17 protein-coding genes are annotated in these 14,056 nt (G+C 65.1%); 9 read left to right on the top strand and 8 right to left on the bottom strand.

The window, feature by feature from the left end; translation table 11 throughout:
- A partial coding sequence (locus MWU77_RS25145; protein WP_374229886.1) for a transposase occupies positions 1-143 on the top strand: 143 nt, incomplete at its 5' end.
- 36 nt (positions 144-179) lie between these two features.
- On the opposite strand, the gene MWU77_RS15995 is transcribed toward MWU77_RS25145, so the two are convergent.
- Positions 180-398 carry a hypothetical protein gene (locus MWU77_RS15995; protein ID WP_240959319.1) on the bottom strand — a complete coding sequence of 73 codons (219 nt, stop codon included), beginning with the start codon at positions 396-398 and terminating at the stop codon, positions 180-182.
- Between the two features lie 19 nt (positions 399-417).
- Complete coding sequence (locus tag MWU77_RS15990; protein WP_169688880.1) at positions 418-876, bottom strand: PPOX class F420-dependent oxidoreductase; 459 nt, start codon at positions 874-876, stop codon at positions 418-420.
- Between the two features lie 839 nt (positions 877-1,715).
- On the opposite strand from MWU77_RS15990, the gene MWU77_RS15985 reads away from it, so the two are divergent.
- Together MWU77_RS15985 and MWU77_RS15980 are read left to right on the top strand one after the other, a co-directional pair.
- Positions 1,716-3,143 (top strand): hemolysin family protein, encoded by a 1,428-nt coding sequence (locus MWU77_RS15985; RefSeq protein ID WP_169688879.1) that lies wholly within the window; start codon positions 1,716-1,718, stop codon positions 3,141-3,143.
- Positions 3,136-4,149, top strand: a complete 1,014-nt coding sequence (locus MWU77_RS15980; RefSeq protein ID WP_169688878.1) for a hemolysin family protein — start codon at positions 3,136-3,138, stop codon at positions 4,147-4,149. The genes MWU77_RS15985 and MWU77_RS15980 overlap by 8 nt, the downstream gene beginning before the upstream one ends.
- A 12-nt stretch (positions 4,150-4,161) precedes the next feature.
- Here MWU77_RS15980 and MWU77_RS24975 read toward each other — a convergent pair whose 3' ends face one another.
- The 4 genes from MWU77_RS24975 to MWU77_RS15960 form a co-directional block, all read right to left on the bottom strand.
- On the bottom strand, positions 4,162-6,033 hold the full coding sequence (locus MWU77_RS24975; RefSeq protein ID WP_247274203.1) for an SEC-C metal-binding domain-containing protein: 1,872 nt from the start codon (positions 6,031-6,033) through the stop codon (positions 4,162-4,164).
- A 10-nt stretch (positions 6,034-6,043) separates the two neighbouring features.
- Entirely contained in the window at positions 6,044-6,841 is a 798-nt protein-coding gene (locus MWU77_RS15970; protein ID WP_247274202.1) for a pirin-like bicupin family protein, read from the bottom strand.
- Positions 6,842-6,859: 18 nt separating this feature from the next.
- Positions 6,860-7,867, bottom strand: coding sequence for a pirin family protein (locus MWU77_RS15965; RefSeq protein WP_169688875.1), 1,008 nt, complete (start codon positions 7,865-7,867; stop codon positions 6,860-6,862).
- 91 nt (positions 7,868-7,958) lie between these two features.
- Positions 7,959-8,462, bottom strand: coding sequence for a VOC family protein (locus MWU77_RS15960; RefSeq protein WP_247274201.1), 504 nt, complete (start codon positions 8,460-8,462; stop codon positions 7,959-7,961).
- Positions 8,463-8,574: 112 nt separating this feature from the next.
- Between MWU77_RS15960 and MWU77_RS15955 the strand changes: the two genes are divergently transcribed.
- The 3 genes from MWU77_RS15955 (at position 8,575) to MWU77_RS15945 (ending at position 9,928) form a co-directional block, all read left to right on the top strand.
- Positions 8,575-9,045, top strand: coding sequence for a MarR family winged helix-turn-helix transcriptional regulator (locus MWU77_RS15955; RefSeq protein ID WP_169688873.1), 471 nt, complete (start codon positions 8,575-8,577; stop codon positions 9,043-9,045).
- A gap of 84 nt (positions 9,046-9,129) precedes the next feature.
- Positions 9,130-9,468: a GNAT family N-acetyltransferase gene (locus tag MWU77_RS15950; protein ID WP_247274200.1), complete on the top strand. Its 339-nt coding sequence runs from the start codon at positions 9,130-9,132 to the stop codon at positions 9,466-9,468.
- Positions 9,455-9,928 carry a carboxymuconolactone decarboxylase family protein gene (locus MWU77_RS15945; RefSeq protein WP_169688871.1) on the top strand — a complete coding sequence of 158 codons (474 nt, stop codon included), beginning with the start codon at positions 9,455-9,457 and terminating at the stop codon, positions 9,926-9,928. Before MWU77_RS15950 ends, MWU77_RS15945 begins: the two co-directional genes overlap by 14 nt.
- Here MWU77_RS15945 and MWU77_RS15940 read toward each other — a convergent pair.
- Entirely contained in the window at positions 9,888-10,589 is a 702-nt protein-coding gene (locus tag MWU77_RS15940) for a phosphatase PAP2 family protein (RefSeq protein ID WP_247274199.1), read from the bottom strand. The two genes, MWU77_RS15945 and MWU77_RS15940, sit on opposite strands and share 41 nt — an antisense overlap.
- A gap of 78 nt (positions 10,590-10,667) precedes the next feature.
- On the opposite strand from MWU77_RS15940, the gene MWU77_RS15935 reads away from it, so the two are divergent.
- Positions 10,668-11,087 carry a glutaredoxin domain-containing protein gene (locus tag MWU77_RS15935; RefSeq protein WP_169688870.1) on the top strand — a complete coding sequence of 140 codons (420 nt, stop codon included), beginning with the start codon at positions 10,668-10,670 and terminating at the stop codon, positions 11,085-11,087.
- A gap of 42 nt (positions 11,088-11,129) precedes the next feature.
- Entirely contained in the window at positions 11,130-11,606 is a 477-nt protein-coding gene (locus tag MWU77_RS15930; protein ID WP_247274198.1) for a thioesterase family protein, read from the top strand.
- Positions 11,607-11,619: 13 nt separating this feature from the next.
- On the opposite strand, the gene MWU77_RS15925 is transcribed toward MWU77_RS15930, so the two are convergent.
- Positions 11,620-12,555, bottom strand: a complete 936-nt coding sequence (locus tag MWU77_RS15925) for a LysR substrate-binding domain-containing protein (protein ID WP_206040035.1) — start codon at positions 12,553-12,555, stop codon at positions 11,620-11,622.
- Positions 12,556-12,645: 90 nt separating this feature from the next.
- Between MWU77_RS15925 and mqo the strand changes: the two genes are divergently transcribed.
- Positions 12,646-14,049, top strand: coding sequence for a malate dehydrogenase (quinone) (gene mqo / locus MWU77_RS15920; protein WP_247274197.1), 1,404 nt, complete (start codon positions 12,646-12,648; stop codon positions 14,047-14,049).
- Positions 14,050-14,056 lie beyond the last annotated feature (7 nt).

The raw sequence follows: 14,056 nt of genomic DNA, 5'->3' as shown, positions 1-14,056 counted from the left end.
TGCGCCGTGACCATGCGGAGCATGTGTCTCGGTATCTGTGGGGCGGGCATTTATGGTCGCGGTCGTATTACTGCGGCACCGCAGGTGGTGCGCCCTTGTCCGTGATCGCCGAGTACGTGGAGTCCCAACGCCATTCTGCGTGATAGTGATTCACCTCCACCGTGAACGATGGAGCACTCTCACCCAGACAGGTAGAGCGCGGCATCGAGTTCCGCCGCGGAGAAATCGGTCACTCGCGACCACGTGGAGAGGTACACGGTCGCGGGATCGGTGCCGTGCAGGCACACCATGCTCCTGGCGGCTTCGACTGCGTCGGCCGCGCGATAGGCCGGAGCGATGCGATGGCGGACGGCGAGGCGGGCCCTGCGTTCACCGACGTCGACGGTTCGATGCACCATGTGACTCCTCGAGGGCCGGTCAGCGCTGCAGTTCCGGCGGGAATCCGCCGGTGGCGATGGGGCCCCACGAGTCGATGGTGACGCGAATGAGCGATTTGCCCTGCTCGCGCATCGCGGCGCGGTACTCGTCCCAGTCCGGATGCTCCCCGGAGATACATCGGAAGTAGTCGACGAGCGGCTCGACAGCACCAGGCATGTCGAGCACCTCCGCGACGCCATCGACCTGGACGTACGCACCGTTGAACTCGTCGGACAGGACGCACACGGTCGCGTGTGGGTTGCGGCGTAGGTTCACCGCCTTTGCCCGCTGCGGGTAGGTCGCGATGACGATTCTGCCGTCGTCATCGAGGCCGAGAGTCACGGGTGAGACCTGCGGTGTGCCCGATCTCCGCCACGTGATCAATACGCCACGGTGGCGGGGGCGGACGAAGTCGAGCAGTTCGTCGCGCGAGACGTGGTCGGCGGTTGCTATTGCCATAGCGCCCAGGATAGGTGGCGCGCCCGCAACCAGCCTCGATGTTCGGAAACGAGTCGGACCCGGGGGCCGTGGCCCCCGGGTCCGAAGATCGACAGAACTACTGCTGGGCGCTGCTGATTCCTTCAGCGGAACCGCTGAAGAAGTCGAGTGCCCCGAAGAGGTCAGCGGCGTTGACGAAGAATTCGGCCAGGTCAGCGAGCATGTGTAAATCCCATCTGTGGAGAATCAACAGCGGTCCGGTCGCGGTAGCGACCGCGGTTCAATTGTTACCAGAGAATTCAGATTCCGCAGCACAGACGGGTGAGAAACAAATCACATTTCCGCGGCTGGACTCCAATCACGAATCGATCACGGATATGAGAAAATCTACATCTTCGCAGGTGGAAGCAGTCCAACTACCGGGCGTCCTTCCGCAGACGAACTCGCCACCGAAGCCTTGAAATAGCCTCGGAAATGCCGCGAGAAGATCGAATTACACAGTGTCGAGCAAATTTCCCGCACGGCCATAATTCACACATCGGACAAAAGGAAATTACCCACCAATTCGATGTGCGGAGCCTCGGGCCGCGCCGGAACCGAACGCTCTCCCCCTTGTTCACCGATCATTCTTCGACCTACCATCGTCGCCGCGCTGGGGCCGAGGGGGCACCGACACGGCGGCAGTCGACGCACTGCACCGGCGCGGACCCCCTATCCTGAACAGGTACCTGTCCGCGAATACACACAGAGAGAACTATGAGACGCGCCAAGCGCAAACCTCGAAGACCCGCCCCGTCCCCGTCCGTGGACGACCACCCTGTCCCTGAACCTCAGTTCGTTCCCGGCACTCGGAACACCGAATGCTGACCGCACTCGGGATCGCCTTCGGAATCTTCGTCGTTCTGGCCATCACAGCTTTGACCGGATACTTCGTGGCCCAGGAATTCGCCTACATGGCGGTCGACCGCTCGCGGATGAAGGCCCGCGCCGAAAGCGGAGACAAAGTCGCCTCACGCGTTCTGTCGGTCACTCGCCGCACCTCGTTCATGCTCTCCGGTGCACAGCTGGGTATCACGATCACAGGCCTACTCGTCGGTTACGTCGCAGAGCCCCTGATCGGCAGTGGCCTCGGTGTGGCACTCGGAGGAGTGGGAGTGCCCACCGCCGTCGGCGTCGCTGTCGGCACCGTCCTCGCGGTGTTGTTCTCCACCGTGGTGCAGATGGTCTTCGGTGAGCTCGTCCCGAAGAACCTCGCGATCGCCCGGCCCGAGCCGGTCGCCCGGTGGCTCGCACTCTCCACCACGGTGTACCTCAAGCTCTTCGGGTGGCTCATCCGGCTGTTCGATGCGTCGTCGAACCTGCTGCTGAAAGTGCTGCGGATCGAGCCGGTCCATGACGTGGAGCATTCGGCCACACCTCGGGATCTCGAGCATATCGTTGCCGAATCCCGCGACACCGGCGAGCTGCATCCCGAGCTGTCGAAACTGCTCGATCGGATCCTCGACTTCCCCACCCGCACTGCAGAACACGCCATGATCCCCCGTGCTCGCGTGGATTTCGTCGACGTCGACGAACCCGTCAGCAGCGTCTTGGAGAAGATGGGCACCGGGCACACCCGATACCCGGTTGCGGGCACCTCGTCCGACGATATTCGAGGTGTCGTTCATCTGCACGATCTCCTGGCAATCGAGAATCCGACCGGTACGGCCGGAGACGTCTGCAGATCCGCGGTGATCGTCCCGACGACCCTGGCACTGCCCGAAGTACTCGCGCAGCTCAACGCCACGGGAGAGGAGATGGCGCTGGTGATCGACGAGTACGGCGGTTTCGCCGGTGTCGTCACGGTCGAGGACATCGCCGAAGAAGTCGTGGGCGAGATCGCAGACGAGCATGATCCCGCGATCGAGACCCAGGTGATCACCCGATCGGGTGATGGGTGGCTCATCCGCGGCGATGCGCACCTCGACGAAGTGGTCCGTACGCTCGATGCCGAACTCCCGGAGGGGGATTACGAAACCCTCGCGGGTCTGGTGATAGCAGAGTTCGGCGGACTTCCCGAGGTCGGCGACACGGTGACGATCGACGTCGATCCGGATCCGGCGGATCTGGTGCACGAATCGCATCCTGCGGCGAGATTCCTCACTGCCGAGGTCCGCTCGGTCGACAAGCACGTTCCGTCCTCGATCTTCGTGACCCTGGGCGCCGACGGAAGCGGGCGCGGCGAGGCCACGAACGACGACACAGCGGTGGACGACAAGACGGACGGCGAGGTGAAGCACCGTGGATAATCCATGGGTGGTCGCAGTCGCGACCGTCGTGTTGATCGCGGCGAGTGCATTCTTCGTCGCCGTCGAGTTCGCGTTGATCGCCGCACGGCGCCACCGGCTCGAAGATGCGGCACCGGGGAGTCGGTCGGCTCGTGCTGCATTGCGCAGCGCTTCGGAACTGTCGGTGCTGCTGGCGGGGTCACAGCTCGGGATCACCGTGTGCACATTGGCACTCGGCGCGATCACCAAGCCTGCGGTCCACCATTGGCTCACACCGGCATTCGAGAGCTGGGGCGCGCCGCTGTGGCTCGCCGACGTCGCCGGGTTCGTTCTGGCTCTGATCATCGTCACCTTCCTGCACCTCGTAGTCGGTGAGATGGCGCCGAAGTCATGGGCCATTGCGCATCCGGAGAAGTCGGCGACTTTGCTCGCGCTCCCGATGCGCGGCTTCATGTGGGTCATGCGGCCGCTCATCATGCAGCTCAACCACATGGCGAACTGGTTGCTCCGCAAGGTCGGAGTGGAGCCGGTGGACCAGGTCGCATCGGGTCAGGATCCGGACGCACTACGCCATCTCGTCGAGCATTCGGCCACGGTCGGGACACTCGACGAGCGGTACCACGGCCATCTGAGCAGCGCACTCGAACTCGAGACGCTCACGGTGGGTGACATCGTCACCCCACAGGCGCATCCGAGCAGTGTCCGGCCCGAGGCCACCGTGGCGCAGATCCAGGACGTGGTGCGACGCACCGGGCACCTTCGGTTGCTCGTCCGGGGCAACGGGCACATCGACGGTGTCGTCCACGTACGTGACAGCCTGCAGGCCGGCGACAGTGTCACCGCCGCAGATCTCATGCGGCCGGCACTGACACTCGACGCGGCGATTCCGGTGTACGAGGCGCTCGCCACGATGCGCGAGTCGAGGAATCACCTCGCCACCGTGACCGACGACAGCCGGGTGGTCGGCCTGATCACCCTCACCGACGTGCTGGCCCGACTGCTCCCCTCCGAGCAGGACACCGCATAAGTTCGTTCGACGTCACCGGTCGCTGTCCCCGAGTACCCGCCCGAGGGCCTGCGGGGACAGCTCCGGTGCGTCGAGGAGCGCGCGGACCGCTTCGTGGCTGCCGTCCGGAACCGGGTGCACACCGAGATAGTTGTGCCACTGCCCGCAGACCGGGAGTGGTCGGACCAGTACGGTCTCACCGACGCCCACATCGTCACCCACGGTCCGATCCATCACTCGCGTGCTCTTGCCGCTGCTCGGCTCGCGAATGGTGAATCCGTCGCCGGGACGCACCTCGTCGAGCACTCCCATCACAAGTGGCGCACCCAGCCACCGCTGCGCGAGGTCGCGTTCGTCCTCGGGAAGCATCGAAGCCCAGTGCTCGACGAAATCGTCGAACGCTCCACCGTCGAACAGCACGACGTCCGCTATCAGCCGCACGTTGTCGTCGGCCGGATCGACGTCGGCCAAGAGTCGTTGCCAGCGCGGTTGGTCGATGATCAGACCTGCCTTGGCATACAACCAGACGGCGCGGTGCTCGAGCGCGGCGTGGGCCTTACCGAGGTGACACACTTTGTACTTGAGGCCCGAACCGCACCAGCAGCGGTCGTTGCGGCCCAGTTCCGGGTGTTCGACCGGCTTGAAATGCTGCAGGAACGGATACATTGCATGCTGGGTTCCGGTCGCGGTTCGCTCGAGCAACAGCAGACCCGTGGTTGCCTCGCCTCGCATCGATGCGAATGTCGCGAGACCTTCCGATGCGGGTGAGAAACCGGGATTCTCCGAGGATGCGAGTCGGTAGCGGCGTTCGGCCTCGTGGACATCGCCGCGCGCAAGTTCGGCCCGTCCGATCATCCAGTGTGCGGCGGCCCGCGTGACGCGAGGCCCACGACGTAAGAGCTGTTCCGCGGCCTGCATCACCTCGCGCGGTCCGATTCCGAGCCGGAGCAGCGCCTCGTCCACCACCAGCTGCGCAACAGCCGCAGCTGCGAGTGGTGTCAGTGCGGCGGGGTCATCGAAGTACTCGTCCAGGTCGGCTTCGAGCGAGTAGTCCTCGTCGTCCGCGGGGGACCACGACACTAGAACGGCCAGGAATCGAGTGGCCGTGCGCGCCGAGATTTCGTCGAGCCCGAATGTCTTGCCGAACCAACCGGATGCGGCGGTCTCCTGTTCGGCTTGTCTCGTGGCAGGTACAACATCCGTCCGGATCACCCTGTTGCCTGCGCGTGCGAATCCGGCCTCGGCGAGTTGTTCGCTCAGCGGGGCGCACCGGTCGCGCGCCAGTCGTGGATCGGCGACAAGTGCCTCGAGCAGATCCAGTTCGAGATAGAGATCCGATTCGGGGGCCCGCGCCGAGATCGCCGACGCCCATGCGCCGACCGTGCCCGCAATCACTTCGTCTTCGAGTTGTTCGACGGTGACCTCACCGTGTCGGACGGTGAGCGCGACGAGGTCGCCTGCCTTGCGCGAAGCCAGAACGTCTTCGGGCAGGATGACGACCCCGAATTGCGCCCAGGGTTTGTCGGTCAGTGAGCGGGACGCAAGTAGATCGTCGTGGAATCCGGGAACAGCGACGCTGATCGGTGAATGGGCCTGGACCAGCAAGGCGGGGAGCAATACGTCGAACAATTCGACGGCATTCGCCGCGATCTCTTCCGCGGTGAGCCGATGGGCGAAAACGCGCCCGTCGAGCACGGCATCGAGCGCGACATAGCGTCCGTCGCGCAGCTCGGTGATTACGGGGTCGGAGAGTGCATCGTCGAGTTCGATCGCAGCCTCGATCCGCGTGCGATCTCCGAAACCGCGGTCCGCGAGAGCTTCCGCGAGTCCCGACAGCGTGCGCGGCCCACTGTCACGGAGCAGCGCTACCGCTGTGGCGGAGAGATCGGCCGAAGAGAATTCCACATCCACGAGCCTACTGCGGCGCTCGGCCGCCGACGGTGGCGTGCATCTCCCACACGAGGACTTCGGCGCCGGTATCGGTGGTGAGCTGTTGCCCACCTCCGCCGCTGACGCGCACCGCGTCGCCTTCGGCGAGCAGTCCGACCCCTTCGAGAGCGATATTGCCGCGCGCGACGAACAGATGCAGGAACGGTGCGTCGGGCAATGTGACCGGACGTCCGGGCTGCATCCGCGCCACGTGCAGTGCCGCATACCGGTTCCGGATGCGAATTGCCGCGTGGTCCGCGTGGTCGTCGATCCCGGACGCTACGGGTACGAGGTCACCGGCGAGCAGTTCGCGGTCGATCTCGAGCTGCTCGTATCCCGGTGCTACGCCGGCTTCGTCGGGCAACACCCACATCTGGACGAAGTGAACGGGTTCATCGTGCTGTTCGGCGTGCAGACCGGTGGCGCCGTCGAAGCGCCACGAGTCGTTCTTCTCCGAGTGCAGAATTCCGGAACCCGCGGTCATGCGCTGAGCCAGCCCAGGGTAGATGACACCGGAATGACCGGTCGAATCCTGGTGGACGAGTGAACCCTTCAGAACCCAAGTGACGATCTCCATGTCCTGATGGGGATGTGTGTCGAAACCTTGTCCAGGGGTGACGATGTCGTCGTTGTTCACCATCAGAACGCCGTGGTGGGTGTTCGCGGGGTCATAGTGCTGCCCGAAGGAGAAGGAGTGCTTCGAATCGAGCCAGTCGATCTTGGTCTTGGGCCGGTCGTCTGCGCGGCGGACGTCGAGGTGCGGTTCGTGGACAGCGGTGCTCATGGTGATTGTTTCTCCGGGTCAGCAGTTCGGGTCTGCGGTGGGCGGATTGCGGCGGGGACGGATCTGAGCGTTCGGCAGACCCGGCGCGGGAAGCCTCGCGACGTCTCCCACGTATCCTTCGACGCGCCCGAACCTGTCGGATCCGTTCTGCCAGGCATCGCGGAAGGCGACGATCTCGTCGTGGGACCGACCGACGAAGTTCCACCACATGACGATTTCCTCCCCGAACGGCGCACCTCCGAGCAGAAGCACTCGCGCGGGTTCATCGGCGCGGTTGGTCAGGGTCAACCGGGGCACGCCGGTGCCGACGTAGCCGAGTGCTGCGCGCTGCAGGACGGTATCGAATAGCGCAACTTCTCCGGTGTCGACAAGGATCCCGTGCTCGAACGCGGAGTCGACGTCGAGAGAGAGGGTCGCGCCCGCGTCGATGACGATTTCGACACCGAGGAGCGGTGTGAAGGTGCGGACCGGCGAGGTGTTGCCGGCGAGGGTTCCGAGGAACACCTTGCCAGTGCCACCGCCGAGGTCGGTGGGTTCGGGCACGTAATGCTGGAACTCGCGTGGGGCGTCGCGGTCCGAGTCGGGCAGGGCCACCCACAGCTGGACGCCGTGCAGCGTGGTCGTCGCCGGTGTCGAGACCTCCGAGTGGCAGATGCCGTGGCCGCCGGTCATCAGGTTCATCTCGCCCGGGCGAACCATGGCGTGCACTCCGTCGCTGTCCCGGTGTTCGACTTCCCCTGTGAACAGCCAACTCACAGTCTGCAGGCCGGTGTGTGGGTGAGGTGCGACGTCCATGCCTCCAGTGACCGAGACATCGTCGGGTCCGTAGTGGTCGACGAAGCACCATGCACCGATGAGGGAACGTTGTCGCTGAGGAAGGGTGCGACGCACGGGCATGGCACGCGGACCGCCGAGAGGCACCTCACGCGAGGTGATGATCTCGACGCGCGGATTCCGGGTGTCACCGACCGGAGGATCCTCGGTGCGGCAGCGGATCTCGGTGGGTGTGGCGTCGGTGTTGCTCATCTCGATCGTGACCTTCCGTCTTGTGCCGAACTCATGGTTCAGTGTGCGCCATCGGTGCTTCACACACCGGGTGTCATCGACTCGGAGCGAGTCAGAGGATGGTCGAGCCGTACATTTCACCGAGCGGATCGGCGATGAGCTCGAGGCGCTCGCCGTCGGGGCCGGGGAAGTACAACGAAACTTCGCTGTGTTCGGCGACTTCGATTCCTGCGGCGGTCAGCTTGTCACGCAGGTGCGTCCATTTAGCTGGTTCCATGCTGATGGCGATGTGATGCAGTCCGCCGAGCACTTCCCGGTAGGGGCCGATGTCGAGACCGGGGAAGTCGAAGAACGCCAAGAGGTTTCCGTTGCCGATATCGAAGAAGAAGTGTGACGATCCGGGATAGTCGCGATTCTCGATGAGTTCGACCAAGGGGAACTCGAGCAGTTCCTGATAGAACACCACGGTGCGCTCGACGTCGCCGCTCACAATGGCCGTGTGGTGCAAGCCCCGCGCAGATGATTCGGGTCGCGTTCCCACGGGCAGCAGATAACGGTCGCGGATCTCCTCGCGGCGATGCGCGAACGAATCCTGGTCCTGCGCGATGACAGCCATCCGAGCCCTCCTCCGTACACCGGCAGCAGCAAGCCGCCCGCCAACTGATTGATCTGTCAACTATCATGGCAAATTGATAGTTGCTTCGTCAACTACCTGCTATGGTTGAACTATGGAACCGACGAAGTGGCTGGCCCACGACGAGCACCGGCTGTGGCGCTCCTATCTCGACGCCACCCGCATGCTCTTCCAATCCCTGGACAAGCAGCTGGTGCGCGACTCGGGAATCTCATTCGCCGACTACGAGATTCTCGTCCTTCTCTCCGAAGCGGAAGACCGCAGACTGCGGATGCGAGAACTCTCCGACGCGAGCACCACCACCAGGAGCGGGATAACCCGTGCCATCACCCGCATGGAGGGCGCCGGGTGGGTCCGGCGTGTCGAATGCGAATCCGACAAGCGCGGCGCATGGGCGGAGCTGACCGATACCGGCGCCGCGGTCCTCGCCTCGGCCGGACCCGGCCATGTCGCCGCAGTACGCGCGACCATGTTCGACGTCCTCTCCCCTGAGGTCATCACTGTGATGGGCGATGCCTTCACCGCGATCCAGAACCACATGCAGGAACACAGGCGCACCAGCTGACCCGGTGAACCACGAGAACGGCCGACGACCCCGTCGTTCGCAGCTACGCTCGAAGGCTGCCGCACCTGCCGGAAGGATTCTGATATGTCCACGGATACTCCCGATCCCCGCCTCGCCGACATCAGCGTCACGCACAATCCGCAGCGCAGTCGCTACGAAATCCTCGACGGCGACACCGTCGTGGGGCACGCCGACTACCGGGACGGCGAGGGCACGCGACGCGTGTTCGTCCACACCGAGGTGGACGAGAACTACGGGGGCCTCGGCCTCGCGGGCCGCCTCGTGAAGTTCGCACTCGACGACGTCGCGGCGCACGACGGACGCATCGTGCCGGTGTGCCCGTACGTCGCCAGATACGTCGCCGAGCACCACGAGTACGACACCATCGTCGACCGGCCGGAGGGCACACATGAAACGCAGTGAGCGCATCCCCATCGACAAGCAGACCCGCCCGGTGTACCGCGCACAGGTGGCGGTCGCGGTCGCCGTCCGAGACGCGGTGAGCGAGGCGGGCCTCGACCGGAAGCTCACCGAACTCGTCAATGTCCGCGTGTCGCAGATCAACGGATGCGCCTACTGCCTCGACGTGCACATTCGTGACGCGCTGAAGGCAGGTGAGAAGGCGCAGCGTCTCGCCGTCCTGCCTGCATGGCGCGACACCGACCTGTTCACCGAGGCGGAGTGTGCCGCACTGACCCTCGCCGAACTGGTGACGACCCTGCCGTCGTCGTACGAGCAGGACTGCCGCTACGCGGAAGCCCGAAAGGTCCTCGACGATGCGCAGGTCTCCGCGATCATCTGGGTTGCGATCGCGATGAACTCGTTCAACCGCATCTCGATCCTCAGCCGCCACGCGGTTCGTCCGGCCGACTGGAAGGCCTGACCGGACCCGACCCCCGGAATGCCCCGATCCGGTCCGCGAGCGGCAGTAATGCTGCCGTCACCAAGGACACGACCAGCACCCCCAACGCCATGCCCGAGAACACGTCGTGAACGTAGTGCACGCCGCCTGCGACGCGTGAGAGACCGAGCACCGCGGCCAGCGGGGCGACGAACCAGAGCGTTCGCCGGACCGCAAGCACACACGCGGTGGCAAACGACGCAGCGATCACGGAATGGTTCGACGGCCACGACCAGTCACCGATCTCCGGGCAATCCAGAACGGTCCGAATGCCGAGGGCACGGCACGGCCGCGGTTCGGTCACCACCAGTTTGATGAATTCGCTCGACAAGTACGCGACGATGACCCCGGCCCCTGCCACCACGAGAGTGACGAAGGCGCGGCGATTCTCGAGCCAGGTCCGCACCGCGAGCACAGCTGCGGTGGCCACGAGAACGAGTAACCCCTTGTCGGCGACGACACCTGCTGCGGGCCCCGACCACGACCCTTCGAAAGTCTGCGCGATGGCCAGATACAACTCGTCGCGCACGGGGACTGCTGCCACGGCGAGCAGCGCCAGGACGATCGCAGTCGACAAAGCAGCCAACAGCATCGGCTGGGCCAACTGTGCGGGAACACGAGGTGAACGCTCGGTGACGACCATGATCGACAACGCTAGCGTGGCGGCCGACTCGATCGCCGCCCGACTCTGCCGGGCGCAACCGGAAGTACGCTGTGGCTCATGTGGAGAACCTGGATCCCCTCGCTGGCGATCGCGGCAGTCGCCGTGCTCGTACTGGCAACCGGAGCTCTCACCTCTGCCTCGATCGCGATCGCGGTCGTTCTACTTGTGCTCGCCTGGGTCGGATCCCCGCTGGCATTCCCGCGCCACATCGACGATGCCGCGGCCCGAATCGAGGCGGCCGACACGAACACCCCCGTGATCTATTGGCGCCCGGGGTGCATGTTCTGCATGCGCCTGCGGGCATCACTGCTCCGCCGCGCCGATCGCGCGATCTGGGTGAACATCTGGCGCGATCCCGAAGCGGCAGCACGGGTGCGTGCGGTCAACGACGGCAACGAGACCGTGCCGACCGTGTTTGTCGGAGGACGCGCACACACCAACCCCGACCCGGCCTGGATGCGCGCGCAACTCCACTGACCGAGATCGGCGCGGCTTCCTCGATCCGCCGTGGGTATCGTGATGGACACCCACACCTGCACGAGAGGCCGGACCCCGATGCGTCACGATCCGCGACGGCTGTCGCAGGACCTCTATCCGCTGCGCCGCACAGTCACCCCGCTGTTCGGTGACGTCGACGCACTGGGGCATGTCAACAATGTGTCGATCGCCCGATACTTCGAACAGGCCCGCGTGCTCGTGATGGAGGAACTCGCCTCGGCCCTCGACGGGCCCGCCTTCGAACGCGCGGTGCTGGCCCGGATCGAGATCGATTATCTCGCCGAGGTGTTCTATCCCCACGAAGTCGTGATCTCCACCGGAGTACTGAAGATCGGCACTTCGTCGCTGGTTCTCGGCTCAGCGCTGTTCCAGCACGGCCGGTGCGTGGCGTTGGCGACGTCAGTGGATGTCGGCACGAAACCGCAAGGCGGTGCGGCGCCGATCTCCGACGAGGTGCGGGCCGTGCTCGACAAGTATCTTCTCGAGCTGCCGAATTGACCGTTTCGATCGATCATCGGCCTCCGGGAAGGAACGAGCCCGCTCTGCGCACGATGTGATCGTGCAGCCGCGCGACTGCCGGGGTCGGGCGGTGATTCCCCCTGATCAGACCGATGTCCCGCTCGCGGTGTCCGGTCAGCCCGATCCCGACGAGGTTGCCACCGGAAGCGACTCGACCGGTCGCGATTCGGCGCTCGGGCACCGGGAGCAGTGCGACCCCGAGTCCCTGCGCTATGAGTGCGCGCGCAGTCTCGAACTCACCGATCTCGATCGCTACCTGCGGCACGAAACCCGCGTCCATGCACCAGGTGTCGAGGAGCTGCCGCAGATGGTAGTCGGGCGGGTTCGCGATGAATCGCTCGTCGGCGAGTTCGGTGAGGTCGATCTGCGTCCGCCCTGCCAGCGGGTGTGACGGCGCGACGTAGAGCAGGATCCGCTGTGTCCCGATGTGTACGGCAGGCAGGTCGTCCGGGGGCGGGATCACGACGGCGAGGTCGAGGCGCCCGTCTCGGACCATCCCGCACAGTGCCTCGCCGTGGGCTTGGACGAGCGCGAACCGGATCCGTGGTGCGGTCTCGTGGAACTCGGCGAGCAGTGAGGGAATGCTGACGGGACCGAGGGTGAGCGGGAATCCGAACCGAACCGATCCGCTGTCCGGGTCGGCGTTGCTGCGCACGACGTTCACCGCGTCGTCGAGTCCGCGAACCGCACCGCGGGTACGTTCGTGCAGATCGCGACCCGCTGCAGTCAATGCGACACCCCGACCGACCGGCTGGAACAGGGCCACCCCGAGGATCTGCTCGAGTGATTTCAGTCGCCTGCTCAGTGACGACTGCGGCACACCGAGGACGGCGGCCGCGTGAGTGATGTGCCCCTCCGCCGCGGCGGTGTCGAAGGCTGCGAGCAGCGGGACCATCTCAGCGACCTCGGCCGACAGAGTTCCATCCATATTCGGATGATACTTCCTCGATCACCTCATTGGACGGATCGGTCTCCGTGGAGGAGCCTGAGGGCACCAGCGAGAGAAGGAGTGTTTCCCATGAGAGACAACACATCCGACACTGTCCACGATGTCGTCCTGATCGGAGGCGGAATCATGTCCGCCACCCTCGGCGCCATGATGTCCCGCGTCGAACCCGATGCCTCGATCGTCCTCCTCGAACGTCTCGACGAGATCGCCGGTGAGAGTTCCGCCGCATGGAACAACGCAGGCACCGGGCACTCGGGCTACGCAGAACTCAATTACATGCCCGATCCCACCGACGGAGCGACGGCGCAGGACATCGCGCGCCGATTCTGTATCTCCAGAAAGTTCTGGTCGTCGCTCGCAGCCAACGACACCATGCCGGAGTTCCTCACTCCCACACCCCACATGGACCTCGTCTTCGGCACGCGAGACGTCGAGTACCTCCGCACACGGGTGCACACCCTGCGGACATCACCGGCCTTTTCCGACATGGAATACACCGAGGATCCCGAGACCATCCGAGAGTGGGCTCCACTGCTGATGGAGGGCCGCACCGACGCCGAGCCCGTGGCGGCCTCGCGCCACCTCGCCGGCACCGACCTCGATTTCGGGGCGCTGACAAAGTGGCTCGCCGAAGACATCGCCGCCCGCGGCGCCGACGTGCGATTGCGCCACGAGGTCTCACACCTGCACCGCCGCGATGACGGCCTGTGGACGATCTCCGGTCGAGACCGCGCCGGCGGGCAACGCTTCTGTCTCACCTCTCGGTTCGTCTTCGTCGGCGCGGGCGGCTATTCGCTGGAGTTGCTCCAGAATGCAGGACTGGATGAGGTGCGCGGATACGCCGTGTTCCCCGTCGGAGCGCAGTTCTTCCGTACCGACAACCCGGCGGTCGTCGGACGGCACACCGCAAAGGTCTACGGTCGGGCCGATATCGGTGCTCCGCCGATGTCGTTGCCGCACCTCGACCTGCGCGTGGTCGACGGGAGTCGGTCGTTGATGTTCGGCCCGTACGCCACATTCAGCACCCGGCTACTACGACACGGCCGGTTGTCCGACCTGTTCCGCACGATCCGCCCGCGCAACGCCGTCGTGATGGCCACCGCAGGCCTGCGCAACCTGGCCCTCGTGCGGTACCTTCTCGGGCAACTCGCTTCGTCGAAGAAACGCAAGTTCGCGCAGCTCCTCCGGTTCTACCCGGGCGCGGATCCCGCCGACTGGCACCTCATGCAGGCCGGGCAGCGTGCACAGCTGATCAAGCCGGACGAACACGGCCGCGGCGTGCTCACATTCGGAACCGAGCTCGTCACGAGCGCCGACGGGACCATCGCAGGGCTACTCGGTGCGTCGCCGGGAGCGTCCATCGCACCTGCCGTCATGGTCGATCTGCTCACACGGTGCTTTCCGGACCGGAAGGAGACGTGGGCGCCGATCCTCGACAGCCTGGTGGCCGACCGGTCGCGAACGACAACCTGACCCGACA

Source organism: Rhodococcus sp. F64268, assembly GCF_023015605.1.
Lineage (GTDB): Bacteria > Actinomycetota > Actinomycetes > Mycobacteriales > Mycobacteriaceae > Rhodococcus.
The sequence above is the reverse complement of the archived record's forward strand: the minus strand, read 5'-3'. Positions and strand labels throughout refer to the sequence as shown.

Excerpts from the sequence above, each read along its gene's own strand:
- MWU77_RS15995 (WP_240959319.1), bottom strand. The coding sequence starts at position 398 with ATGGTGCATCGAACCGTCGACGTCGGTGAACGCAGGGCCCGCCTCGCC.
- MWU77_RS15990 (WP_169688880.1), bottom strand. The coding sequence starts at position 876 with ATGGCAATAGCAACCGCCGACCACGTCTCGCGCGACGAACTGCTCGAC.
- MWU77_RS15985 (WP_169688879.1), top strand. The coding sequence starts at position 1,716 with ATGCTGACCGCACTCGGGATCGCCTTCGGAATCTTCGTCGTTCTGGCC.
- MWU77_RS15970 (WP_247274202.1), bottom strand. The coding sequence starts at position 6,841 with ATGAGCACCGCTGTCCACGAACCGCACCTCGACGTCCGCCGCGCAGAC.
- MWU77_RS15965 (WP_169688875.1), bottom strand. The coding sequence starts at position 7,867 with ATGAGCAACACCGACGCCACACCCACCGAGATCCGCTGCCGCACCGAG.
- MWU77_RS15960 (WP_247274201.1), bottom strand. The coding sequence starts at position 8,462 with ATGGCTGTCATCGCGCAGGACCAGGATTCGTTCGCGCATCGCCGCGAG.
- MWU77_RS15955 (WP_169688873.1), top strand. The coding sequence starts at position 8,575 with ATGGAACCGACGAAGTGGCTGGCCCACGACGAGCACCGGCTGTGGCGC.
- MWU77_RS15950 (WP_247274200.1), top strand. The coding sequence starts at position 9,130 with ATGTCCACGGATACTCCCGATCCCCGCCTCGCCGACATCAGCGTCACG.
- MWU77_RS15945 (WP_169688871.1), top strand. The coding sequence starts at position 9,455 with ATGAAACGCAGTGAGCGCATCCCCATCGACAAGCAGACCCGCCCGGTG.
- MWU77_RS15940 (WP_247274199.1), bottom strand. The coding sequence starts at position 10,589 with ATGGTCGTCACCGAGCGTTCACCTCGTGTTCCCGCACAGTTGGCCCAG.
- MWU77_RS15935 (WP_169688870.1), top strand. The coding sequence starts at position 10,668 with ATGTGGAGAACCTGGATCCCCTCGCTGGCGATCGCGGCAGTCGCCGTG.
- MWU77_RS15930 (WP_247274198.1), top strand. The coding sequence starts at position 11,130 with ATGGACACCCACACCTGCACGAGAGGCCGGACCCCGATGCGTCACGAT.
- MWU77_RS15925 (WP_206040035.1), bottom strand. The coding sequence starts at position 12,555 with ATGGATGGAACTCTGTCGGCCGAGGTCGCTGAGATGGTCCCGCTGCTC.
- mqo (WP_247274197.1), top strand. The coding sequence starts at position 12,646 with ATGAGAGACAACACATCCGACACTGTCCACGATGTCGTCCTGATCGGA.